The following is a 24355-nucleotide window of genomic DNA, read 5'->3' as shown; positions in this document are numbered from 1 at the left end:
ACAGCCGCTCCAGAACAAAAAAGCCGCCCATCGAAGGCGGCTTTCTTGTTCTGGAGCGAAACTTAACGCGGCATGTTGCGCGCGTAGAAGATTTCCAGCATCTCGTGGCGCACGCGCTCTTCCACCTGCTTGCGCTGCTCGGACGACAGGTCGCGGGTCGCGTCGCCGAACAGGTAGTTGTCCAGGTCGAACTCCTTGAGCAGCATCTTGGTGTGGAACAGGTTCTCCTGGTACACGTTCACGTCGGTCATCTGGTAGGCCTCGTACGTGTCGTCGGAAAGGTAGTTCTGGATCGAGTTGATCTCGTGGTCGATGAAGTGCTTCTTGCCTTCCACGTCACGGGTGAAGCCGCGCACGCGGTAATCCACGGTGACGATGTCCGAGTCGAACTGGTGGATCAGGTAGTTGAGCGCCTTCAGCGGCGAGATGACGCCACAGGTGGAGACGTCGATGTCCACACGGAAGGTCGCGATGCCTTCCACCGGATGGATCTCCGGATAGGTGTGCACGGTGATATGGCTCTTGTCGAGGTGCGCCAGGATGGTTTCCGGTAGCGGCCCCGGGGATTCCTCGATCTGGCTGTCGGTCGGGGTGACCGGCTGCTCGGAGATCAGGATGGTCACGCTGGCGCCTTGCGGATCGTAATCCTGACGGGCGATGTTCAGGATGTTTGCGCCAATGATGTCGACAACATCGGTGAGGATCTGCGTGAGACGCTCGGCATCGTACTCTTCGTCGATGTACTGCACGTAGGCCTGTTGGTCTTCAGGCGTCTCGGCATAGCAGATGTCATAGATGTTGAAGCTCAAGGTCTTCGTCAGGTTGTTGAACCCGTGGAGCTTGAGTTTGCTTTTCACCGTGGGAGAACTCTCATCAATGCGGCTCTGCCGCGTGGTTGAGCATGCCCGTCAGATGCGTACGGCGGCACCTGCGTAGGACGGTTTACACCTCTTCGCGATGGCGATTGTGGTTGCTTGGTTTCGGGCCCGGATGGCCCTGAAAAAAGGTGGCGCATTATGCAGAGGTCAGGCGACCTCTGCCAGAGTTTGCGCACCCTCGATGATGAAAGGATGACGCGGCGACTCAACCCAGCTCGACGATCTCGTAGTCATGGGTGATCTCGACGCCCGCACGGCCGAGCATGATCGAGGCGGAGCAGTACTTCTCGGCCGACAGCTCGACCGCGCGCTTGACCTGCGCTTCCTTCAGGCCACGGCCCTTGACCACGAAATGCACGTGGATCTTGGTGAACACCTTGGGGTCCTCATCCGCGCGCTCGGCTTCGAGGAAGGCTTCACAGCTTTCCACCGGCTGCCGACCCTTCTTCAGGATGCTCACCACGTCGAAGTTGGTGCAGCCGCCCAGGCCGAGCAGGAGCATCTCCATCGGACGGACGCCCAGGTTGCGGCCACCGGCATCCGGCGGACCGTCCATCACCACCACGTGGCCGCTGCCGGACTCGCCGAGGAACATCGCTTCGCCAGCCCACTGGATTCGCGCTTTCATTGAGAAGAACTCCGCCAAAAAAAGGGGCGCCAGCTTATCACAGGCCCTCCAGGCGCCCAGCGAGGCCGCTGGCTGTTAGCTGTGTCGCATTTCGGCGAGGATCACCGGCATTTATTGCTTAAGCTGACGCCATTTTACTGGCACACTCTTGGAAATTGTCCTGACGAATGTTCCGGTTTTCCAATTATCGGTAACACATCGTCTGTTAAGCTCTTGCCGATTTACGTACGGGCAAGTTGCGTCAAGTGGGCAATTTTGCCGCCCTGCGGATCGAGGGGGATCGAGCCAGGGATGCACGGCACCACGCATGCTGAATAAAAAATCATTAGACGCCTGTTGTGCAAAGGCCACTTTTTTTTACTTTCCGGGACTCGGGCATGGTAGCTATTACCCTTACACCCAAAATCAAGAACCTCGACAAGTTGCTCGCGCACTGTCACCGCCGCCGCTTCACCGCCAAGAGCACCATCATCTACGCTGGCGACCGCTGCGAGAGCCTGTTCTTCATCATCAAGGGCTCGGTGACTGTACTGATCGAAGACGACGATGGCCGCGAGATGATCATCGGCTATCTCAACACTGGCGACTTCTTCGGGGAGATGGGGCTCTTCGAGAAGGAAGGCAGCACCAGCCAGGAGCGTAGCGCCTGGGTGCGTGCCAAGACCGAGTGCGAAGTTGCAGAGATCAGCTACACCAAGTTCCGCGAACTGAGCCAGCAGGACCCGGAGATACTCTTCACCCTCGGCAGCCAGATGGCCGATCGCCTGCGCAAGACCACCCGCAAGGTCGGCGACCTGGCCTTCCTCGACGTCACCGGCCGTGTCGCGCGCACCCTGCTGGACCTGTGCCAGCAGCCGGACGCCATGACCCACCCGGACGGCATGCAGATCAAGATCACCCGCCAGGAAATCGGCCGCATCGTCGGCTGCTCCCGCGAAATGGTCGGCCGCGTGCTCAAGAGCCTGGAAGAACAGGGCCTGGTCCACGTGAAAGGCAAGACTATGGTGGTTTTCGGCACCCGCTGACGATCAGCCACAGACAGAAAAGCCGGCAATCGCCGGCTTTTCTGTCTGTGGCTTCCGGGTAGGAGCGAGCTGGTTCGCGAACCCTGGCGACTCCCCGATTCGTCCGGCGTGTCCCTGGTCAGCTTTTTCGCGAGCAGGCTCGCTCCTGCGGATTCAGTCCGGATCGGCGCCGAGCTTGACCTTGCTGCGCTCGGGGAAGAACAGGCGCTTGAGCTCGGTACCCGGCTCCTCGGCGCGCATGAACGCCTCGCCCACCAGGAAGCCGAACACGTCGCTGACTTCCATCAGCTCGACATCGGCGCGGTTGAGGATGCCACTCTCGGTGATCACCATGCGGTCGCGCGGGATTTCCGGCAGCAGGTCGAGGGTCGTTTCCAGGCTCACCTCGAAGGTGTGCAGGTTGCGGTTGTTGATACCCAGCAGCGGGGTGTCGAGGGTCTTCAGCGCACGCTCCAGCTCATCGCCATCGTGCACCTCCACCAGGACATCCAGGCCGACGTCCTTGGCCACCGACGCCAGTTCGGCCATCCGTGCATCATCCAGCGCCGAGACGATCAGCAGGATGCAGTCGGCGCCGATGGCGCGGGCCTCCACCACCTGATACGGATCGATCATGAAGTCCTTGCGGATCACCGGCAGCTTGCAGGCCGCACGGGCCTCCTTGAGGTAGGCATCGCTGCCGAGGAAGAAGTCCACGTCGGTCAGCACGGACAGGCAGGTGGCACCGCCCTCCTCGTAGCTACGGGCGATGTCGGCGGGATCGAAGTTCTCGCGCAGCACGCCCTTGCTCGGCGAAGCCTTCTTCACCTCGGCGATCACACCCGGCTCGCGGCGCTTGGCGCGCTCCAGCAGGGCAGCGGCAAAACCGCGCGGTGCGTCCGCCGTACGCGCCAGTTGCTCCAGCTCGGCGATGCTCACACGGGCACGGCGTTCGGCGACTTCTTCGACCTTTCGGGCCAGGATCTTCTGCAGAACCGTCGGCACACTCACTGTGCGTTCTCCTCTCGGTAAACGGCGGTAAAGGCCGCCAGTTCTTCCATCTTCTCTCGCGCCAGCCCCGTGTGCAGGGCGTCATGGGCAAGTTGCATGCCTTCGTGCAGGCTGGTGGCCAGGTCCGCGGCGTAGAGCGCGGCGCCGGCGTTGAGCACGATCAGTTCGGCAGCCTTCTGCCCGGCCTCGGTCTTGCGACGCCCCAGGGCATCGCGGATCAACTCCAGCGACTCCTGCGGGCTGTCCACGGTCAGGCCGATCAGACTCTGGCTCTTGATGCCGAAGTCCTCGGGCTGCACTTCATATTCCGTGACCACGCCGTCCTTCAACTCGGCGATGTGGGTGGCCGCGGCGAGGCTGAACTCATCCAGGCCATCGCGCGAGTGCACCACCAGAATGTGCTCGCTGCCCAGGCGCTTGAGCACCTCGGCCAGCGGGCGGCACAGCGCCTGGCTGAACACGCCGACCACCTGGTGCTTCACGCCCGCCGGGTTGGTCAGCGGGCCGAGCATATTGAAGAGAGTACGCAGACCCAGCTCGCGACGCGGGCCGGCAGCGTGCTTCATGGCCTTGTGGTGGACCTGGGCGAACATGAAGCCGACGCCGACAGTCTCGATGCAACGCTTCACCTGCACCGGCTTGAGGTCCAGGTAGATGCCGGCGGCTTCCAGCAGGTCGGCGCTGCCGCTCTTGCCGGAGACCGCGCGGTTACCGTGTTTGGCGACCTTGCCGCCAGCCGCGGCGACCACGAAGGCCGCCGCCGAGGACACGTTGAAGATGTTGGCGCCGTCACCACCGGTGCCGACCACATCGACCACGTGCTTCAAGCTGTCCAGCTCGACCTGGTCGGCCAGCTCGCGCATCACCGCCACGGCGCCGACGATCTCGTCGATGGTTTCGCTCTTCATGCGCATGCCCATGAGGAAGGCGCCGATCTGCGCGTCGGTGCACTGCCCGGTCATGATCTCGCGCATGACGTCCTGCATTTCCTCGGTGGTCAGGTCCAGTTGGTTGACCACCCGGTTGAGGGCTTCCTTGATGTTCATGCGCGCACCCCGCCGGTCTGCTTGAGGAAGTTGGCCAGCATCTCGTGGCCCTGTTCGGAAAGGATCGACTCGGGGTGGAACTGCACGCCCTCGACGTTCAGCGTCTTGTGGCGCAGGCCCATGATCTCGTCGACCGAACCGTCCTCCAACGCCGTCCAGGCGGTGATTTCCAGGCAGTCGGGCAGCGTCTCGCGCTTCACCACCAGGGAGTGGTAACGGGTCTGGGTCAGCGGGTTGTTCAGGCCGGCGAACACGCCCTGGTCCTTGTGGAACACCGGGCTGACCTTGCCGTGCATGACCTGGCGCGCGCGCACCACGTCGCCGCCGAAGGCCTGGCCGATGGACTGGTGGCCGAGGCACACGCCCAGCAGCGGCAGCTTGCCGGAGAAGTGTTCGATCACCGCCAGCGACACGCCCGCCTCGTTCGGCGTGCACGGGCCGGGAGACAGGACGATGCGTTCGGGATTGAGCGCGGCGATCTCATCGACGCTCAGTTCGTCATTGCGAATGACGTGGATGTCGGCCTTCAACTCGGCGAAGTACTGCACCAGGTTGTAGGTAAAGGAATCGTAGTTATCGATCATCAGCAGCATGGCGGTACTCCTCAACCCTGCATCTTGGCGGTGTGTTCGGCCAGGGCCACGGCACGGAACATGGCGCGGCGCTTGTTGATGGTCTCTTCCCATTCCAGCGCCGGCACCGAGTCGGCGACGATGCCGCCGCCGGCCTGGACGTGGAGTTCGCCGTTCTTGATCACCGCGGTGCGGATCGCGATGGCGGTGTCCATGTTGCCGTTCCATGCCAGGTAACCGACTGCACCGCCGTAGACGCCACGCTTGACCGGCTCCAGCTCGTCGATGATTTCCATCGCGCGGATCTTCGGCGCGCCGGACAGGGTGCCGGCCGGCAGGATCGCGCGCAGGGCGTCCATCGCGCTCATGCCGGCCTTGAGCTGGCCGTTCACGTTGGAAACGATGTGCATGACGTTGGAGTAACGCTCGATCACCATCTTCTCGGTGACCTTCACGCTGCCAGTCTCGGAGACGCGGCCGACGTCGTTGCGTCCGAGGTCGATCAGCATCAGGTGCTCGGCGAGCTCCTTGGCGTCGGACAGCAGGTCCTCTTCCAGGGCCACGTCGGCTTCCTCGGTGGCACCGCGCGGGCGGGTGCCGGCAATCGGGCGCACGGTGACCAGGCCGTCCTCGACGCGCACCAGCACTTCCGGCGAACTGCCGACGACGTGGAAGTCGCCGAAGTTGAAGAAGTACATGTAGGGCGTCGGGTTGAAGCAGCGCAGCGCACGGTACAGGTCGATGGGCGCGGCTTCGAAGTCGATGGACATGCGCTGCGACGGCACGACCTGCATGCAGTCACCGGCGAGGATGTATTCCTTCACGGTGTCCACCGCGCGCTCGTAGTCCTCGCGGGTGAAGCTGGCGCGGAACTGCGGTTCCGGGGCGTTCACGGCGCTGAAGTCCAGGCCGCGGCGCGGGGTGATCGGCTGGCGCAGGCGCTCCAGCAGTTCTTCCAGCTGCGCCAGGCCCTGGTCGTAGGCGTCGGCCTGGGCCGGGTCGGCGAGGACGATCGCGTGCATCTTGCCGGCGAGGTTGTCGAACACCACCACCGCGTCGGAGACCATCAGCAGGATGTCCGGGTTGTTCAGCGGATCGGGGTTCGGGCACTGCGCCAGGCGCTGCTCGACGTAGCGCACGCAGTCATAGCCGAAGTAACCAACGAGGCCGCCGTTGAAACGCGGCAGGCCGGCGATGGTCGGCACACGGTAGCGCTCCTTGAACTCCTCGACGAAGGCCAGCGGGTCGGCACACTCGAAGCTCTCGGTCTCGACGCCGTCGACCTTGATGCTCGCCTGATGGCCGTACACCCGCAGCACGGTGCGGCTGGGCAGGCCGATGATCGAGTAGCGGCCCCACTTCTCGCCGCCCTGCACGGATTCGAGCAGGTAGGTGTTGGGACCGTCGGCCAGCTTCAGGTAGATCGACAGCGGGGTGTCGAAGTCAGCAAGGGTTTCGCAGGTCAGCGGAATGCGGTTGTAGCCTTCGGCGGCCAGGCGCTGGAATTCTTCGCGGGTCATGATCAGCCTCGTGGAATAAGAGCCTGTTTAGGATCTCGCGAGCTAGAGCGGAACAAGGCGAAATCGCTTGAGAGAGCGGAGTTTACACGCAGTAAATAGGCATCTCGAAAGCGACTTCAACGCAGTGCCGCCGACGCGCAGCAGATAGTAAACGGGCTCTGAGGGAAAAACGGACTTGGGTGCACACACGCCGGGCGTACCGGCCAAAGGATGTCAGGCGCGCCAGCGCCAGCGGGCCAGGGCCTTGATGACTTTCATCCAGAGTGTGTGGGGAGCCGTTTCCACGGTGCTGTCTCGCTGAGCGGGGTTTGTAACGGTGTCGGGCAACACTATCGCTTTGCCCGAGTCGAAGCAAGGCAGCAGATGGCGCAGGTCGTCGAGCACCAGCGTCGGGGTTTCCTCGGCGATGGGGCGGCCGTGGTTGTAGCCGTAGCTCAGGCCCACGCTGCGCACGCCGGCGGCCTTGGCGGCGAAGATGTCGTTGCGCGAGTCGCCGACGAACAGGGCCTGTTCCGCCGACACGCCGGCCATCTTCATCACGAACAGCAATGCGGCCGGGTCGGGCTTCTGCTGCGGCAGGGTGTCGCCACCGATGATCCAGCGGAAGAACTTGCCCAGCTTCATCTCGTCCAGCAGCGGGCCGACGAAGCGCTCGGGCTTGTTGGTGATCAGCGCCAGTTCCACGCCGCGCTTCTTCAGCCACTTCAGCGTTTCGATCACGCCGGGGTAGACCACGGTCAGCGCGTGGCTGTCGGCGTAGGCATCCATGAACAGTTCCAAGGCGCGCTCAGTGTCTTCCTCGCTGACTTCATTGTGCTCGATATCGTTGGCCAGCGCGCGGCGCACCAGCACCCGCGCACCGTTGCCGACCCAGTGGCGCACGGCCTCCAGGCCGGCCGGCGGGCGCCCGAGCGCCAGCAGCATCTTGTCCACCGCGGCGGCGAGATCCGGGACCGAATCCACCAGGGTGCCGTCCAGGTCGAACATCACCAGACGCGGCAGCCCGGCGAACGGCAGTTGTGCAGCACTCATCACTTGCGCGCCTGCGCCAGCTCGGCGTGCATGGCGCGGATGACCTCGGCGTAGTCCGGTGCATTGAAGATGGCGGAGCCGGCGACAAAGGTGTCGGCGCCCGCTTCGGCGATCTCGCGGATGTTCTTGACGTTCACCCCACCGTCGATCTCCAGGCGGATGTCGCGGCCGGAGGCGTCGATCAGCGCGCGGGCTTCGCGCAGCTTGTCGAGGGTGCCGGGGATGAACTTCTGCCCGCCAAAGCCGGGGTTCACGCTCATCAGGAGGACCATGTCGATCTTGTCCATCACGTACTTCAGCGCGTCCAGCGAGGTGGCCGGGTTGAACACCAGGCCGGCCTTGCAGCCGCCGTCCTTGATCAGTTGCAGGGAGCGGTCGATGTGCTGCGAGGCTTCCGGGTGGAAGGTGATGTAGGTGGCGCCGGCTTCGATGAAGTCGCCGATGATGCGGTCCACCGGGGAAACCATCAGGTGCACGTCGATCGGCGCGGTGACGCCGTACTTGCGCAGGGCCGTGCAGACCATCGGGCCGATGGTCAGGTTCGGCACGTAGTGGTTGTCCATCACGTCGAAGTGGACGATGTCGGCACCGGCGGCGAGCACCTTGTCCACATCCTCGCCCAGGCGGGCGAAGTCGGCGGAAAGGATCGACGGAGCGATGGCGTAGGGTTGCATGGCGCACCTCTGTGGGCGGGAATCACGGATGGCGCGCATTGTAGCCGCTCGGACGGCTCGAAGGGGATCGGGCCGATAGTCGAGGCCCAAGGGATGCGGGAGCAGGCGGGAAAACGGGCAAAAAAATCGCGGATCGATCCCGCCTCCGTGGGTGAGCACGGCGACGGAACCGTCCGCGAAACACTGTGGATCAGGCAGTCGGTGCGGTACGCATCTTCTCGCTGCGGCCACGCAGCCACTCGAGGGTCAGCAGGAGCAGGATGGAGAAACCGATCAGCAGGGTCGCCGCGGCGGCGATGGTCGGGCTGAGGTTCTCGCGGATGCCGCTGAACATCTGGCGCGGCAGGGTGGCCTGCTCGGGGCCGGCGAGGAACAGGGTCACCACCACTTCATCGAAGGAGGTGGCGAAGGCGAACAGTGCACCGGAGATCACGCCGGGGGCGATCAGCGGCAGGGTGACCTTGAAGAAGGTCAGCACCGGCGGCGCACCGAGACTGGCGGCGGCGCGCACCAGGTTGTAGTTGAAGCCCTGCAGGGTCGCCGACACGGTGATGATGACGAAGGGCACACCGAGCACCGCGTGGACGATGATCAGCGAGATGTAGCTGTTGCCCAGTCCCAGCGGCGCGAAGAACAGGTAGCTGGCCACGCCGATGATCACCACCGGGACGACCATCGGCGAGATCACCAGGCTCATGACCAGCGCCTTGCCGCGGAACTCGCCGCGGGTCAGGCCGATCGACGCCAGGGTGCCGAAGACCATCGCCAGCACGGTGGCCGCCGGGGCGACGATGATGCTGTTGGTCAGCGCGCGCATCCACTCGGCGGAGTTGAAGAAGTCGGCGTACCAGCGCAGGGAGAAGCCCTGCAGCGGATAGACCAGGAAGGTGCCGGAGTTGAACGACAGCGGCACGATGACCAGTACCGGCAGCACCAGGAACAACAGGACCAGGCCGCAGAGGATGCGCAGGGTGTAGAACCACACGCGCTCGACCGGGGACATGTAGGGACTCAGCATCTTCTTGTTCTCCTCAAAGCCTGTTCAATACCTGCCTGCACTTGCTCATGCGGCGTTGAGAACAGGCTCAAATGCTCATTTACCGCGCGTAAACTGCGCTTTTTCGCCTGTTCTCGCCTTGCCTGAGCTACGTTCGGCGAGGTCTTGAACACGCTTTATCAGCCCAGGCGCAGGCGGCTCGCGCCCACCAGCCAGCCGTAAATCACGTAGAGCACCAGGGTGGCGAACAGCAGCAGGCCGCCCAGGGCCGTGGCCATGCCCCAGTTGATGGTGGTGTTGGTGTAGAAGGCGACGAAGTAGCTGACCATCTGGTCGTTCGGGCTACCCAGCAGCGCCGGGGTGATGTAGTAGCCGATCGACAGGATGAACACCAGCAGGCAACCGGCGCCGACACCGGCCACGGTCTGCGGGAAGTAGACCTTCCAGAAGCTGGCGAACGGGTGGCAGCCCAGGGAGATGGCGGCCCGCATGTAGCTCGGCGAGATGCCCTTCATCACGCTGTAGATCGGCAGGATCATGAACGGCAGCATGATGTGCACCATCGAGATGTACACCCCGGTGCGGTTGAACACCAGCTGCAGCGGCTGGTCGATCAGACCCATCTTCAGCAGCGCGCCGTTGATCAGGCCGCCTGACTGCAGCAGTACGATCCAGGCGGCGACGCGCACCAGGATCGAGGTCCAGAACGGCAGCAGTACCAGGATCATCAGCAGGTTGGACTTGCGGGTCGGCAGGTTGGCCAGCAGGTACGCCAGCGGGTAGGCCAGCGCCAGGCAGATCAGGGTGATCACCGCGCCCATCCAGAAGGTGCGGGCGAAGATGTCCAGGTAGATCGACTGGTCGGGCGTGGCGCGGGCGATTTCGCCCAGGTCGTCGATGCGGTGATCGAGCGCCGCCAGCAGGTAATAGGGAGTGACGGAGCTGGCGTTGCGGCGGATCGCCTGCCAGTAGGCCGGGTCGCCCCAGCGCTCGTCGAGGCCTTCCATCGCGTCCTTGTACGACGCCGGCTGCTCCTTGAACGGCAGCGCGCGGGCGGTCTTGGACAGCAGGCTGCGGTAGCCGGCCAGTTCCATGTTCAGGCGCTTGGAGAGGTCACCAAGGGTCTGGTTCTTGCGCGCGGCGACCAGGTCGTCGCTCAGCGCCTTGTACACCTCGTCCGCAGGCAGCGACTTGCCGTCCCATGCGGAAATGGCGTTGACGGTCAACGGCAGCGCGCCGACGACCTCGGGGTTGTTCACGCTCTTGTAGAGCAATGCCGCGATGGGCACGAGGAAGGTCAGCAGGAGGAAGACCAGCAGGGGCAGGACCAGCGCCTGGGACTTCAAACGGTTCATCCGCTCCGCACGCGCCAGGCGCTGCTTGAGGGTGGGGCCGGCGACCTCGTTCATCGACACAGCGGTGGCCATAGCGAACTCCGGTAAAACGGGCCGCCCGGGAGCGGCCAAGGTGTGGTGTCAGGAGGAGCCGCCGCGAGGGGGAACGGCGGCTCCGGTCCGCCACGGTCCGGGCGACCGTGGCGGCAAGGGCTTGCTTACTTCGCAGCCCAGGCGTTGAAGCGCTGCTCCAGCTGCTCGCCGTAGTCAGCCCAGAAGGTCACGTCCATGCCTACCTGGTTCTCCATGTTCTCCGGAGTGGTCGGCATGTCCTTCAGCAGATCCTTGCTCAGCAGCGCTACGGCGTTCTTGTTGACCGGGCCGTAGGCGATGTTCTCGGAGTAGGTCTTCTGCTGTTCCGGCTGGACCGAATAGGCGATGAACTTCAGGCTCTCGTCGACCTTCTTGGCGCCCTTCGGGATGGCCCAGGCGTCGAAGTCGTAGATGCCGCCGTTCCAGACGATCTTCAGGTTGCTCTCTTTCTGCACGGCGGCGATGCGGCCGTTGTAGGCGGAGCTCATGACCACGTCGCCGGAAGCGAGGTACTGCGGCGGCTGGGCGCCGGCTTCCCACCACTGGATGCTCGGCTTGATCTGGTCGAGTTTCTTGAAGGCGCGGTCCTGGCCTTCCTTGGTCGCCAGCACCTTGTAGACGTCCTTGGGCGCAACGCCGTCGGCCATCAGGGCGAATTCCAGGGTGTACTTGGCGCCCTTGCGCAGGCCGCGCTTGCCCGGGAATTTCTGGGTGTCCCAGAAATCGGCCCAACTGGTCGGAGCGCTCTTGAGCTTGTCGGCGTTGTAGGCCAGCACGGTGGACCACACGAAGAAGCCCACGCCGCAGCTGGTCACGGCGCCCGGCACGTAGTCTTCGGCCTTGCCGAGGATGGCCGGATCGATCTCTTCGAACAGGCCTTCGTCACAGCCACGGGCCAGTTCCGGCGACTCGACTTCCACCAGGTCCCAGGAGACGCTGTTGGTGTCGACCATCGCCTTCACCTTGGCCATCTCGCCGTTGTACTCGCCGGCGACGATCTTGTTGCCGGTGCTCTTTTCATAGGGCGTGTAGAACGCTTTCACCTGGGCGTTCTTGTTGGCGCCGCCGAAGGACACCACGGTCAGGTCGGTGGCCGCCATCGACTGGGCCGCGCAGGCCAGACCGACGCTCAGCGCCGCGAGTTTGAGCCCCGCTGCTTTCAAGGACTTCGACATTATTGTTGTCTCCACAGTGTGCAGGTTTGTTTTTCTTGGATGCATCAGGTCCGGGAGTGGCCGGGCCGCGCTGTTACGCCGCGGACAGTGGGTCGAGCGCGCGGACGTGCTCGACTTCCCAGCCCAGCGGAACCACGTCGCCGACACTGAGCGCGGGATCGAGCTCGGCGATCGGCTGTTTGACGAAGAAATCGGTACGGCCGCAGACCTCCAGGCGAATGCGTACGTGGTCGCCCAGGTAGATGAACTCGGCGACGCGACCGGAGAAGCGGTTCACGCAGTTTTCGCTGTGGCCGTTCAGGCGCACGCGCTCGGGACGGATCGACAGGCTGACGGTGTCACCGACGCTGCCGACGTTGACCGCCAGCGCCTCGACCTTCTCGCCACGGGCCAGGCCCACGGTGCAGCGGTCGCCATCGCGGGCCTGGAGCTGGCCGGCGATACGGTTGTTCTCGCCGATGAAGTTGGCGACGAAGGAATTGCGCGGGTGCTCGTAGAGCTCGGCCGGCGGGGCGATCTGCTGGATCTCGCCCTGGTGGAACACGGCCACGCGGTCGGACATGGTCAGCGCTTCGCCCTGGTCGTGGGTCACGTAGACCACGGTCACGCCCAGGCGCTGGTGGATGTGCTTGATCTCCATCTGCATGTGCTCGCGCAACTGCTTGTCGAGCGCACCCAGGGGTTCGTCCATCAGCACCAGTTGCGGCTCGAAGACCAGCGCGCGGGCCAGGGCCACGCGCTGCTGCTGGCCACCGGAGAGCTGGGCGGGATAGCGACCGGCGAAAGTATCGAGCTGGACCATCGACAGGGCGCGCTTCACTCGCTCGCTGACGTCGGTCTTGCTCATGCCGCGCACGGACAGCGGGAAGGCCAGGTTCTCGGCCACCGTCATGTGCGGGAACAGGGCATAGTTCTGGAACACCATGCCGATGTCGCGCTTGTGCGGGGGAACGTTGTTGATGGCGCGGCCGGCGAGCTGGATTTCACCGGCGGTGGGGGTTTCGAAACCGGCCAGCATCATCAGGCTGGTGGTCTTGCCGGAACCGGACGGTCCCAGCAGTGTCAGGAATTCGCCTTTGCGAATGTCCAGATTGAGGTCCTTCACGATGAGGGATTCGCCGTCGTAGCTCTTCTGTACGCCACGGAAGCTGACCAGTACATCGCTTGCCTGATTCTCGGCCATAACCGCACCTTTTGTTTTTTTGTAAATGCCGTTGATCTCAAGCCTAGAGAAGCAGAACCGGCGCGCAAATCGGGCGGTATGAGAGATTGCTATAAGGCTTAGAGAGGATGCTTTGTAGGGATCGCCCTACAAGCATGGCAAGTTGACATGCAGGACCCGCCGCTGGCGCGGCGGGTCGCGACGCATCGCCCTCAGCGCTTGGCCCAGGCCTGGAAGCGTTTCTCCAGGGCATCGCCGTGCGCGGCCCAGAACGCCACGTTCATGCCCACGGCATTGGCGATGTTCTGCGGAGCGGTGGGCAGGTTGGCGGCGACGTCCGGCGCCAGCAGCTCCACCGCCTTGCGGTTGGTCGGACCGTAGGCGATGTGCTCGGCGAAGGCCTTCTGTTGCGCCGGCTGGCTGGCGAAGTTGACGAACTGCTCGGCCAGTTCCTTCTTGAACACGCCCGAGGGCAGCGCCCAGAAATCGAAGTCGTAGATGCCGCCGGCCCAGACCATGCGAAAACCCTTCTGCTCGGCCTGTGCAGCGGCGATCCGGCCGTTGTAGGCGGAGCTCATCACCACGCTGCCGTCGGCGAGATCGCGTACCGGGTCCTGGCCGGACTTCCACCACTTGATGTTCGGCTTGAGCTCGTCGAGCTTGCGGAAGGCACGGTCGACACCCTCATCGGTGGACAGCACCTCGTAGACGTCCTTGGGCGCGACGCCGTCGGCCATCAGGGCGAATTCCAGGCTGTACTTGGCGCCCCAGCGCAGGCCGCGCTTGCCGGGGAATTTCTTGGTGTCCCAGAAATCCGCCCAGTTGCTGGGCGTGCCCTGCAACTTGCTCTGGTTGTAGGCCAGCAGGGTGGTCCAGACGAAGATGCCGACGCCGCACGGCTGCACCGCGCCGGGAACGAAGTCGGCGATGTTGCCCAGGGTCTTGGGATCGAGCTTCATGAACAGCCCTTCCTCGCAACCGCGCACGAGCTCGGGGGCCTCGACTTCCACCACGTCCCAGGACACGTGGCTGATCTCCACCATGCGCTTGAGCTTGGCCAGGTCACCATTGTACGAACCGTGGACGACAGCGTTGCCGGTCACGTCCTTGAACGGTTTGTAGAAGGCCGCCTCCTGGGCCTCCTTGTTGGCGCCACCGAAGGAAATCACCGTGACATAGTCCGCCAGCGCCGGCATCGCGACGCTCCCCAGCAGGCCGAACAGCAGCCCTCCCCTTACCGCTCGCAACATCTTCTTCTCCTTGTTATCACGATGCACCGCATGAAACGGGTAATGATTCCCTGCCTCACGCCCGCTAGATAGACGGTTTGTTACAGAAACAGGACGCATCGCACAGAGCAAAGGGAAAAATCTGCAAACGAAATGGCGCAGGTCAACTCAGATGAGCTTGTGCTCCATCGCGTAGCGCACCAGGTCGGCCACCGAATTGGCATTGAGCTTCTGCATCAGCCGCGCCTTGTGGGTGCTGATGGTCTTGCTGCTGACTGCCAGTTGCTGGGCGATCTCATTGACGCCGTCGCCCTGCACCAGGCGCTCGAATACCGAGAACTCGCGTTCGGAAAGCAGCGCGTGGGGCGGTCGCGAGTCGGTCAGGCCGACCTCGAAGACCATGCGGTCGGCCAGTTCCGGGTCGATGTAGCGTCCACCGCTGGCGATCTTGCGGATCGCGGTGAGCAGCAGGGCCGGGTCGCTGTCCTTGGTGGCGTAGCCAGCGGCGCCGGCCTTCAGGGCACGGGCGACCATCTGTACCTCATCGTGCATCGACAGCATCAGGATCGCCGGCGGATTGCTCAGCGCGCGGATCCGCGGGATGGCCTCCAGACCGTTGACGCCGGGCATGGAGATGTCCAGCAGGACCACTTCACAGGGCGTCTGGCGCAGGGTTTCGAGCAGCTGTTCGCCGTTGGTGGCCTCGCCCACCACCTGCAGGTCCTTGGCCATGCCGATCAGTTGCTTGATGCCCTCGCGCACGATCGTATGGTCTTCCGCCACCAGCACTCGAATCACCGCCATCACTCCTGCTCGTTGTCGTTATCGTTGTCGAGGGGCACCCGGATCCACAGCGTGGTGCCCTCCCCGGGCTGGCTGTCGATCTGCAGCGTGCCGCCGAACATCAGCACCCGCTCGCGCATGCCGACCAGGCCGAAGGACGCGCCCTGGCGCGTGGCACCCGGCTCGAAGCCCACGCCATCGTCCGCGATGCGCAGGCACAGCGCCTGATCCTCGACGCTCAGTTGCAGCTCCACAGTATGCGCCTGGGCATGGCGCATGACATTGGTCAGCGCCTCCTGGAGGATGCGGAACAGGCCGATGGCCTTGGCGTCCGACAGCTCCGGCGGGTTCTCCGGCACCTGCACCAGGCAGGGAATCTGCGTACGCGATTCGAAACGGCGCGCCTGCCATTCGACCGCCGAACCGATGCCGGCATCGAGGATCGGCGGACGCAGCGCAGTGGCCACGTCGCGCACCAGTTGGAACAGCTGGGCGATCAGGCGCTTCATGTTGTCCAGGCGCTCGCGCAGCCCGCTGTCCAGCTCGCCGTAGGCCAGCTCGCACATCGAGGTTTCCAGCTTCAGCACGGTGAGCACCTGGCCCAGTTCATCGTGCACTTCCCGGGCAATCCGCGCTTTCTCCTCCTCCCGCACACTTTCCAGGTGGGCGGAGAGCTCGCGAAGTTGCGCGCGGGACTCGCCCAGTTCCAGCTCGATCTGCTTGTTCTCGGTGATGTCCCAGACCACGCCATCCCAGGCCAGGCGGCCATCGTCGAGGGTCCGCACCGTGGCCTTGATATCCGCCCAGCGCGGCTCATGGCTGCGGGTGAGAATGCGTCCCTGCCAGCGCCAGTTGCTGCCGCTCTCCACCGCCTGCAACTGGCTGGCGAGATAGCCTGCGCGCTCGGATGGAACCACCAGCCCCATGATCCCCAGGCCACTTTCGCGCAGGTAGCCGGGGGCGTATCCGAGCGAGGCCTCGCTGCCGCCGGTGATGAAGCTGATGTAGGCGAAGTCGGAGTTATCGTCCGGCGCATTGGGCTCCAGGCGGAACACCAGCCCCGGCACGTTGGCGGCGATGCCCTGCAGACGCGCCTCGCTCTCTTCCAGCGCGGCGCGGGCGCGGCGGCGCTCGGTGACGTCGGTGAGGAACACCAGCAGGTATTCGGAATCGCCAAAGCGCAGGAAGCTCAACGAAACGTCCGCCGGCAACCACTGGCCATCGGCGCGCAGGCACTGGGTCTCGAAGCTCAGCGGCGCCTCGTCGGCATTGCGCGCGCGGCGCCAGAGACTGAGCCAGCGGTCCATGTTCAGCGTCGGTTCAAGGGCCGTCAACGGCCGATCCACCACCGCACCGGGCGCGTAGCCGAGCATTTCCTCGGCGGCGCGGTTGGCATAGCGAATATGGCTGTCCCAGTTGACCCAGAGAATCCCCACCGTGCTGCTGTCGATGGCGAACTGGGTCAGGCGCAAGGCCTCCTCGGCGGCCTGGCGCAGCTCGATGTCGCGCCGCGCCGCGAGCAAGCGCGACTCCAGCGCTCGCTGCTGGCGGCGCTGCCACCACAACGCGGCGATGGCAAAGACCAGCAGCAGGCCGAGCAGGATGCAGAGGTTCTGCCAGAAGCCGGGCGAGGAACCCAGGCGCGGGTAGGTCGGTTGCAGCCAGCGTTCGTGGAGCTGGTCGAGGTCCTTGGCCGGCACCGCTCGCAGGGCGACGTCGATGATCCCGGCCAGTTCCGGCAGACCGCGCCGGGTCGCCACGCGCAGCAATTGCGGATAGCCGATATCGGCCACCACCGACAGGCCGGCGAACTCGGTTTCGCGGGTCAGGCGCGCGAGCTGCGCCTCATCGATGACCGCGTAGCTGGCTTCGCGGCCGAGCACCTTGCGCAGTACCTCGCGGTCGCTGTCGACCACCTGCAGCCTCAGGCTCAAATAGGTGCCGCGCAGGTAGTCCACCACCGGGCCCGGTCCGCGCACCGCGACGGACTCGCCCTCGCCGAGGGTGTCCAGCTCCACCGAGGTCCCGCTGCGCCGATCGCCCACCACCAGGCGCGGCACGCGCAGGTAGGGGTCGGAGAACAGCCAATCGCGCAGCGTCGCCGGGGTCTGGCTGATGCCGGGCGCCAGGTCGATCTCCCCTGCGCGTACCGCGCGCTCCAGCGCCGCCGGGTCCGGGTAGGTGCGCCACTGCAGGCTCACGTTCATGGCCTTGGCCAGCCACTCCAGCAACTCCACATTGGCTCCGGACAGCTGCTGCAGGCGCCGGTCCTGCTGCACATAGGGCGCCTCCAGCAGCGCGCCGACGCGCAACTGCGGGTGCTCGGCAAGCCAGGCGCGCTGCGCCGCATCCAGCGCCAGGGGCGGAACCGCGGTTTCCGCCGCGACCAGCAGCGGCAGGCAGCACAGCCAGAGCAGACAGGCTTTCCAGAACAGACGACTCATGCCGACAACACCCCAGGATTCGATCGTGCCACTCGATAGCCGGCATACCTTACAGCAACCCCGGTGGAACCCGGCATGCCCTGCGCCTGACAAACCCAATAACAGCCGTTAGGCTGGCCGCACTCGCGCCCGCCCATAGACATGGATATCGCCGATGCCGCACCTGCCCCGCCCCACCCTGCTCGCCCTCTGCCTGCCGCTCGCGCTGTCGACGGCCTGGGGCGCGGTGGCTACGCCTGCCGCCGAGGAGAAAGCGGCCGCCACGCCGCTGGTGCGGCCGCTGCTCAGCGAGCGCAGCCAGGATGACGCCAGCGGCCTGGAGCGGCAGTTGCCGGAACATGAGCGGCAGTTGCTGCAGGCCGGCGAGGAAAGTTTCCTCGCCCTCTGGCTGCCGGCCAACACCGCCGAGGCGGAAGGCGTGGTCATCCTGATCCCCGGCGACGGCGAAAGCGCCGACTGGCCCGTGGCGATCGGCCCGCTGCGGCGCAAGCTACCCGACGCCGGCTGGCAGAGTCTCAGCGTGACGTTGCCCGATCCGCAGAGCACCGCGCCGGTGCCGCGTCCGGTCGATTCGCCCGACAAGGCCCGCGCGGACACCGATGCCACCGCCGCCGACAGCGCCAACAAACCGGAAGTGACGGGCAGCGCCGGCAATGCCACGCCGACGCCAGAAAGCACCGGCGAGGCCGGCAGCGCCGAACCGGCCCAGGCCAGCCCGGAAGAAACCGCGCCGACGCCGACCGACCCGGTCGCGCTGCGCAAGCTCCACGCCGAACGTGTGCTGGCACGCATCCAGGCGGCGGTCGAACTGGCCGAGCAGCACAAACCCAGGACCATCGTCCTGCTGGGACACGGCACTGGCGCCTACTGGGCAACCCGCTACCTCGGCGAGCGCACGCCGGCCGACATCAGGAACCTGCTACTGGTGGCGCCCGAGATGCCCCGCGACTTCCAGCCCCCGCTGGAGGACACGGTACCGCTGCTCAACCTGGCCACCGGCGACTTCTACTACAAGGACAAGGTCGCCGACCGCGAATCGGCGCAACGGCGCCTGCAGGCCAGCAAACGACAGAAGTCGCCGAACTACCTGCAGATCGGCATGTACGCCCTGCCCGCCGACCTCTCCACCGAACAGGAACAGTTGTACCGGCGCATCCGTGGCTGGCTGTCGATGCACCTGGAGCCGATCGAACACCCCTGAACGGGACTCCGGGGCCGATCAGCGAAAGCCGCGTCGCTGCCGGATCAGCAGGTAGGCGGCCTGGATCTCGCGGGTTTTCGCCGTCGCGGCGGCGATGCGTTCGGGGCTGGCGCCCAGACCTTCGAGTTTGTCCGGGTGGTTCTGGCTGATCAGCTTGCGGTAGGCGCGCTTGATCTCCTCCGGCTCGCTGTCCACCGCCACACCCAACAGACGCAAGGCCTGGGTATAGGACTCACGCGGCGTCACCGGTGGCTTCGCTGGTTCCGCACCTCCGGCCAGGGCCTGTATGCGGGCGCGTGAAACGCCGAGCCAGTCCCCCCATTGCAGGATCAGCTGCTTTTCCGCCGCTCCCGGCGCGCCGACCGCCCAGGCCATGCGCCAGCACGCCTGCAGCAGCCCCTCCGCGGTCGCCTCGCGGCCGCGACGCTGGCGCAGGCCGATCTCCAGCAATTCGCCACCGCTCTTGCCCCGCCCAAAGGCCTCGATGGCCTGCCGGCGGGCGCTGTCGTCCAATTGCAGACGCAGCATTTCCGCCCGCGCCTGCTGGATGTGCGCGTCATGCACGCGCCCGCGGCTCTTGGCCAGACGGCCGAGCAACCGGAACAGCAACTCGCGGTCATCGACCTGCGGGCCGCCGCGCAACTGCGCCAGCAAGCCGCGCCAGGAGCGCTCCTTCAAGCGGCGGTCGAGCACCTGGCCGAGCAACGCCCCGAGCAGGGCTCCGGGAATGCTCGCCAGCGCCCAACCGGCAACGAGGCCCAGCACGGTGCCCGGCCAGAACACCTCAGCCCTCCGCCAACTGGCGTTCGACGTCGGCCAGGCGCTCGTGGGTACCGACATCGACCCACCGGCCACGATGCTGCACGCCGCTCACGCGACCGGCTTCCATCGCCTGGCGCAGCAGCGGCGCCAGCTTGAAGGCGCCGGGCTCGCAGTCGTGGAACAGTGCCGGGCGCAGGACGGCGATGCCGCTGTAGGTCAGACTCGACTCGCCTTCGCGGGAGTCGCTCACGCGGCCGTCCCGCAGGCAGAAGTCACCACGGGTGTGGTGACCGGGATTGTCCACCAGCACCAGATGCGCCAGATCATCCTCGGCCAGCGCGCCGTGCAGGCCCGCGTAATCGAAGTCGGTCCAGATGTCGCCATTGGCGATGACGAAGGCTCCCTCCCCCAGCAGTGGCAGCGCCTTGAAGATGCCGCCACCGGTTTCCAGCGGCTCGCCTTCGGGCGAATAACGGATGCGCACGTCGAACCGCGCGCCATCGCCCAGGTAATCCTCGATCTGCTGACCAAGCCAGGCGTGGTTGATCACCAATTGATCGAAACCTGCGCGACGAAGCGCCAGCAGTTGGTACTCGATCAGCGGCACGCCACCGGCGCGCACCAGCGGCTTGGGTGTGTGCAGGGTCAGCGGGCGCAGGCGTTCGCCCTTGCCCGCCGCAAGAATCATGGCCTTCATGCGGGATGCGCCTCGTCGTTGGGCAGTCTGGCCAGCAGCGCGGCGAGGTCGGCCAGCTCGGGCCGGCGCGCAATGACGTTCTCCAGGTAACGGAAGAAGCGCGGCACGTCGCCCAGGTAGCGCGGCTTGCCGTCACGGTGGCAGATGCGGGCGAAGATGCCGATCACCTTGAGGTGGCGCTGCACGCCCATCAGGTCGCTGGCGCGCAGGAAGTCCTCGAAGCGCTCCGGCAGCGCAATGCCGGCGGCCTGCGCCTTGCGCCAGTAGCGCGACAGGCCGTCGTGCACGCGCGGTTCCGGCCAACTGAGGAAGGCGTCCTTATATAGGCAGGTCACGTCGTAGGTCACCGGGCCGTAGACCGCGTCCTGGAAATCCAGGATGCCGGGGTTCGGCTCGCTGAGCATCAGGTTGCGCGGCATGTAGTCACGGTGCACGAACACGCGCGGCTGCTCCAGCGCGCTTTGCACCAGCAGGTCGCAGGTGCGTTCCCAACGGGCAAGTTGCTCGCCCTCCAGGGTCACGCCCAGGTGACTCTGCAGGTACCAGTCGGGGAACAGCTGCAGCTCGCGGCGCAGCAAGGCCTCGTCATAGGCCGGCAGGCGTGCGGCGACGTCCACCTGCTGGAAGGCCACCAGCGCGTCGAGCGCCGGCTCGAACAGCGCCTCGGCGTTCTGCGCGGTGAGCACGTCGAGATAGGTCTGGCGCCCGAGATCGCTGAGCAGCAGGAAGCCCTGCTCGACGTCCTCGGCCAGGATCGTCGGCACGTGCACGCCAGCCTCGGCCAGCAGGCCGGCGACCTTGATGAAGGGGCGAACGTTTTCCTGGGGCGGCGGCGCATCCATCACGACCAGGCTGCGGCCATCGCCCTGCCAACGGAAATAACGACGGAAACTGGCATCGCTGCTGGCCGGCGTCAGGCTTGCTTCGGGCACCGGGCCCCAACCTTCGGCATTGAACACAGCGGGCAAACTCAAGTCCAACCAGCCGATCATCTGCTGGTAACGGGCATCCTGTGACATCTTTATGGGTTCTCCACGGCCCTAGCCGTTGCGCGGGTCATGCTTTATTATCCAGCATCTTGTGCGACACGCGTAGCGTGTCTCCGGCTCCAAGCTGTAGGGTCAGCTTGGGGGATTTCCGAGAGGAAATCGCACGCTTGGGTATCCATCCCCAGGAACCAAAACCCGCCCAGAAGTCCATTGCCTTCAAGGACTTGCCGCAGCGGCGGTGGCAACCCCAAGGTCGCCTAGCACTCGGAAGCGCGACTGCGAACCAGCTCTTTTCGGTTCTGGAGTGCATGCCCAATGGAGGGTGGTATGAATGAGATGAGCCAAGATACCTTCGGCATAATCATGCTCACCGGCCTGCTTCTCTACTGTTTAGGGATGGCAGCCTGGGCTGATTGGCCAAGGATCAAAAGCCGCTTCAAACGACCACATTCCAAGCACTAACCCCGGCCCTTGTGGCCCAACCCTTGCGGGAGAGAATCCCCGCTGGGGTTCCTCCTGCCTCAAAACAGGAGGAAACCTCCCCGAGAGCACGCTGCTCCCGCAGTACCTGCTCACATCAAACTGGAGACATGGGCGAAAGCTCTGTCTGTCATTGTCCAACCACACCCATCAGGGTGCGGGAGCGGACTCGTTGTGCGACCAACGGTAGCCTACGACGACGTGCATCACTGGCAACGGCGGTGTGCGAAGCTCGTCCGACAACGTAGCCCCCTATCCAGGGTGCAGTCCTTCCGCGAGGCAGGCTGCAGATACTCGGAGCAGTACCGGGTTGAGGCGCCAGGCTGGCTGGTATGGGCAACACATGTGAATCGCTGATAAACACCGTAAGGATAGCCATGCCAAAACTGCTGTCAGGCATGAACCAAAAGGTATGTGGTCGGTTATCTCCGTGGGATGTGGGGATACGTCGCCTTCAAGACCACCGGTGAAAAGGCGAGTCCTAACCCAGTCGTGTGACAGACAGGGAACGTGGTAAGCCCGTATCGCCGCCCTCCGGGCAGGGGAGCCGCAAGGCGAACTGTTGGCGGTGCGGGTATGGGATCGCAGAGAAAGCGAATGCCGGGTTGTAATGATCCGGATAGGGGTTGAAACATCACCCCACGGGAAACCGGGCAGACTTCTGCGTGGTCTTCCGTCGCAACAGCTCTGACAGAGACCGTCTCAATCAACCCAGGGTCAGCTTCCATCGGCCCTTAACAAACCTACCCTGGCGGGTGCACTCACCCCGTCAGGGGCGGCGTGCACCTTCCGCTCGGGTAGTTCACTTGAGAGGAAAGCAGCATGAAAGAGCTCAGCCAACAGGCCGGGCCTGCGCTTTCCGGCGCCCCACAACAATGGCACGACGTCGATTGGAGTCGTGTCCAGCGGAACGTCCGGGGAATGCAGGTGCGGATTGCGAAGGCTTGTCGGGAAGGCAAATGGCGCAGGGTGAAAGCCTTGCAACGGATGCTGACCCGCTCGAAGTCGGCCAGATACTTGGCCGTACGGAGAGTCACGGAAAATCAGGGGAGCCGCACGACGGGAGTCGATAAGCAACTCTGGGATACACCCAACGCGAAATGGGAAGCGGTTGGTCAGTTGAAGACGCGGGGATACAAGGCACGGCCACTACGGCGCGTCTTTATCCCGAAGTCGGATGGCCGGGAACGCCCTCTGGGTATCCCGACCATGACGGACAGAGCCATGCAGGCGCTGTATATGCTGGCGCTGTCTCCTGTCGCAGAAACCCGGGGCGATCCGAATAGCTACGGCTTCAGGATCGAACGCTCCACGGCGGACGCGATGGCGCAGTTGTTCGTATGCCTCTCCAAGCGAGCCTCCGCTCAATGGGTGCTGGACGCGGACATCGAAGGGTTCTTCGACAACATCAACCATGATTGGCTGATAGGGAATGTCCCTACGGATACACGAGTACTCCGGCAATGGTTAAAGGCCGGTGTTGTACACCGAGGGCAATTACATGCAACGGATGCAGGTACGCCACAAGGAGGGATCATCTCCCCAACCCTGGCAAACCTCGCACTGGATGGGCTGGAATCACTCCTCAAGCAACATTTGGGGGTGACGAGGGCGAAGAAGCTGAAGATCAACGTGGTGCGTTACGCGGATGATTTCGTAATCACTGGGGCCTCCCCGGAGGTACTGGAAAACGAGATCAAACCCTGGGTAGAGCAGTTCCTGGCGGTACGCGGGCTGCGGCTTTCTCCCAAGAAAACCCGCATCGTCCACATCGACGAAGGCTTCGACTTCCTTGGATGGAACTTCCGGAAGTACGACGGAACGTTGCTGATCAAACCGAGCAAGAAGAACGTCAAGGCGTTCTACGGCAAGATCAGGGAAGTGATCGACACCCACAAGACGAGTAAGCAAGAGGACTTGATCCGATTGCTGAATCCGATCCTGCGGGGGTGGGCGCTTTACCATCAGCCAGTGGTGGCCAAACAGGCGTACAGCCGGATGGATAACAGGGCGTTTATTAAGCTCTGGCGCTGGGCAAAAAGGCGGCATCCAAACAAGTCCCTGGACTGGATACGGAAGAAGTATTTCCGACCGCAAGGGGAACGAGGATGGGTGTTCGCCACCACGGTTCTGGAAGCGAACGGAACAAAACGGGAGGTCGAGTTGTACCAGCTTGCAGGTACACCGATCGAGCGGCACAAAAAGGTAAGTGGAGAATACAACCCCTACGACCCGCTCATGGAGGCGGCAGGCGAAAAACTGCGGATGGAACGGATGCTGAACAAGCTGAAATACCGGAAGCAAATCGCCAGTCTATTCACCAGCCAAAATGGGTTATGCGCGCTATGCAAACAGCCGATATCCAGGGAAACCGGGTGGCACGACCACCACATTATCTACCGCTCACAAGGCGGTGGAGACTCCCTGGAGAACCGGGTACTATTGCACCCCATTTGTCACCAACAGCTCCACGCACGTGGTCTGCACGTGAGCAAACCGGCCCCCTCGGGGGTTTTGGATAGGCCTGAGCCGTAAGCGCTGAAAGGTGCACGTACGGTTCTTAGGGGGGGATCAGCCAGTAATGGCTGGTTCCCACCCGACTTTGAGCCCATCGAGAGGCTCGCGGTCCTCACTGGGCCGATGG

Annotated in this window: 21 protein-coding genes; 3 read left to right on the top strand and 18 right to left on the bottom strand. The window is 64.3% G+C overall.

Features of this window, described 5'->3' with window-relative positions:
• Nucleotides 1–62: 62 nt before the first annotated feature.
• Both speD and H681_RS02605 read right to left on the bottom strand, forming a co-directional pair.
• Complete coding sequence (gene speD / locus H681_RS02610) at nt 63–857, bottom strand: adenosylmethionine decarboxylase (protein ID WP_015475290.1); 795 nt, start codon at nt 855–857, stop codon at nt 63–65.
• A gap of 226 nt (nt 858–1083) precedes the next feature.
• Nucleotides 1084–1506, bottom strand: coding sequence for an OsmC family protein (locus H681_RS02605; protein WP_015475289.1), 423 nt, complete (start codon nt 1504–1506; stop codon nt 1084–1086).
• A gap of 377 nt (nt 1507–1883) precedes the next feature.
• On the opposite strand from H681_RS02605, the gene crp reads away from it, so the two are divergent.
• Nucleotides 1884–2531, top strand: coding sequence for a cAMP-activated global transcriptional regulator CRP (crp, locus tag H681_RS02600; RefSeq protein WP_015475288.1), 648 nt, complete (start codon nt 1884–1886; stop codon nt 2529–2531).
• 153 nt (nt 2532–2684) lie between these two features.
• Here the strand turns inward: crp and trpC are convergent, their stop codons facing one another.
• From trpC to H681_RS02535, 13 genes are all read right to left on the bottom strand, one after another.
• Entirely contained in the window at nt 2685–3521 is an 837-nt protein-coding gene (gene trpC, locus H681_RS02595) for an indole-3-glycerol phosphate synthase TrpC (protein ID WP_015475287.1), read from the bottom strand.
• A complete protein-coding gene (gene trpD, locus H681_RS02590) occupies nt 3518–4567 on the bottom strand; it encodes an anthranilate phosphoribosyltransferase (protein ID WP_015475286.1) in 1050 nt (349 codons plus the stop codon). Before trpD ends, trpC begins: the two co-directional genes overlap by 4 nt.
• A complete protein-coding gene (locus H681_RS02585) occupies nt 4564–5160 on the bottom strand; it encodes an aminodeoxychorismate/anthranilate synthase component II (RefSeq protein WP_015475285.1) in 597 nt (198 codons plus the stop codon). Before H681_RS02585 ends, trpD begins: the two co-directional genes overlap by 4 nt.
• A gap of 11 nt (nt 5161–5171) precedes the next feature.
• A complete protein-coding gene (gene trpE / locus H681_RS02580) occupies nt 5172–6659 on the bottom strand; it encodes an anthranilate synthase component I (protein WP_015475284.1) in 1488 nt (495 codons plus the stop codon).
• A gap of 213 nt (nt 6660–6872) precedes the next feature.
• Nucleotides 6873–7691, bottom strand: coding sequence for a phosphoglycolate phosphatase (locus H681_RS02575; protein ID WP_015475283.1), 819 nt, complete (start codon nt 7689–7691; stop codon nt 6873–6875).
• The gene (gene rpe / locus H681_RS02570; RefSeq protein WP_015475282.1) at nt 7691–8365 is read right to left on the bottom strand and encodes a ribulose-phosphate 3-epimerase; all 675 of its coding nucleotides are present in this window, start codon (nt 8363–8365) and stop codon (nt 7691–7693) included. The genes H681_RS02575 and rpe overlap by 1 nt, the downstream gene beginning before the upstream one ends.
• 190 nt (nt 8366–8555) lie before the next feature.
• Nucleotides 8556–9383, bottom strand: a complete 828-nt coding sequence (locus H681_RS02565; RefSeq protein WP_015475281.1) for an ABC transporter permease — start codon at nt 9381–9383, stop codon at nt 8556–8558.
• Nucleotides 9384–9541: 158 nt separating this feature from the next.
• A complete protein-coding gene (locus H681_RS02560; protein WP_015475280.1) occupies nt 9542–10789 on the bottom strand; it encodes an ABC transporter permease in 1248 nt (415 codons plus the stop codon).
• Nucleotides 10790–10914: 125 nt separating this feature from the next.
• The gene (locus tag H681_RS02555) at nt 10915–11964 is read right to left on the bottom strand and encodes an ABC transporter substrate-binding protein (RefSeq protein ID WP_015475279.1); all 1050 of its coding nucleotides are present in this window, start codon (nt 11962–11964) and stop codon (nt 10915–10917) included.
• A 73-nt stretch (nt 11965–12037) separates the two neighbouring features.
• Nucleotides 12038–13147 (bottom strand): ABC transporter ATP-binding protein, encoded by a 1110-nt coding sequence (locus tag H681_RS02550; RefSeq protein ID WP_015475278.1) that lies wholly within the window; start codon nt 13145–13147, stop codon nt 12038–12040.
• A gap of 191 nt (nt 13148–13338) precedes the next feature.
• A complete protein-coding gene (locus H681_RS02545) occupies nt 13339–14376 on the bottom strand; it encodes an ABC transporter substrate-binding protein (protein WP_041711690.1) in 1038 nt (345 codons plus the stop codon).
• Between the two features lie 147 nt (nt 14377–14523).
• Complete coding sequence (locus tag H681_RS02540; protein ID WP_086009539.1) at nt 14524–15159, bottom strand: response regulator; 636 nt, start codon at nt 15157–15159, stop codon at nt 14524–14526.
• Entirely contained in the window at nt 15159–17582 is a 2424-nt protein-coding gene (locus H681_RS02535) for a PAS domain-containing sensor histidine kinase (RefSeq protein WP_015475275.1), read from the bottom strand. The genes H681_RS02540 and H681_RS02535 overlap by 1 nt, the downstream gene beginning before the upstream one ends.
• Before the next feature lie 154 nt (nt 17583–17736).
• On the opposite strand from H681_RS02535, the gene H681_RS02530 reads away from it, so the two are divergent.
• The gene (locus tag H681_RS02530; RefSeq protein ID WP_015475274.1) at nt 17737–18783 is read left to right on the top strand and encodes an alpha/beta hydrolase family protein; all 1047 of its coding nucleotides are present in this window, start codon (nt 17737–17739) and stop codon (nt 18781–18783) included.
• A gap of 18 nt (nt 18784–18801) precedes the next feature.
• Here H681_RS02530 and H681_RS02525 read toward each other — a convergent pair whose 3' ends face one another.
• The 3 genes from H681_RS02525 to H681_RS02515 are packed head-to-tail and all read right to left on the bottom strand — an operon-like array spanning nt 18802 to nt 21261.
• Nucleotides 18802–19566: a DnaJ domain-containing protein gene (locus H681_RS02525; RefSeq protein WP_015475273.1), complete on the bottom strand. Its 765-nt coding sequence runs from the start codon at nt 19564–19566 to the stop codon at nt 18802–18804.
• Between the two features lies 1 nt (nt 19567).
• A complete protein-coding gene (gene murU / locus H681_RS02520; RefSeq protein ID WP_015475272.1) occupies nt 19568–20242 on the bottom strand; it encodes an N-acetylmuramate alpha-1-phosphate uridylyltransferase MurU in 675 nt (224 codons plus the stop codon).
• Nucleotides 20239–21261 (bottom strand): aminoglycoside phosphotransferase family protein, encoded by a 1023-nt coding sequence (locus H681_RS02515; protein ID WP_015475271.1) that lies wholly within the window; start codon nt 21259–21261, stop codon nt 20239–20241. The genes murU and H681_RS02515 overlap by 4 nt, the downstream gene beginning before the upstream one ends.
• A 1272-nt stretch (nt 21262–22533) precedes the next feature.
• On the opposite strand from H681_RS02515, the gene ltrA reads away from it, so the two are divergent.
• Entirely contained in the window at nt 22534–24246 is a 1713-nt protein-coding gene (gene ltrA, locus H681_RS02510; RefSeq protein WP_015475269.1) for a group II intron reverse transcriptase/maturase, read from the top strand.
• Nucleotides 24247–24355: the final 109 nt, after the last annotated feature.

The organism is Pseudomonas sp. ATCC 13867, from assembly GCF_000349845.1.
In the GTDB taxonomy this organism is placed as follows: Bacteria; Pseudomonadota; Gammaproteobacteria; order Pseudomonadales; family Pseudomonadaceae; genus Pseudomonas.
Note: the sequence above shows the minus strand (reverse complement) of the source record. Positions and strands in the feature narration are given on the sequence as shown.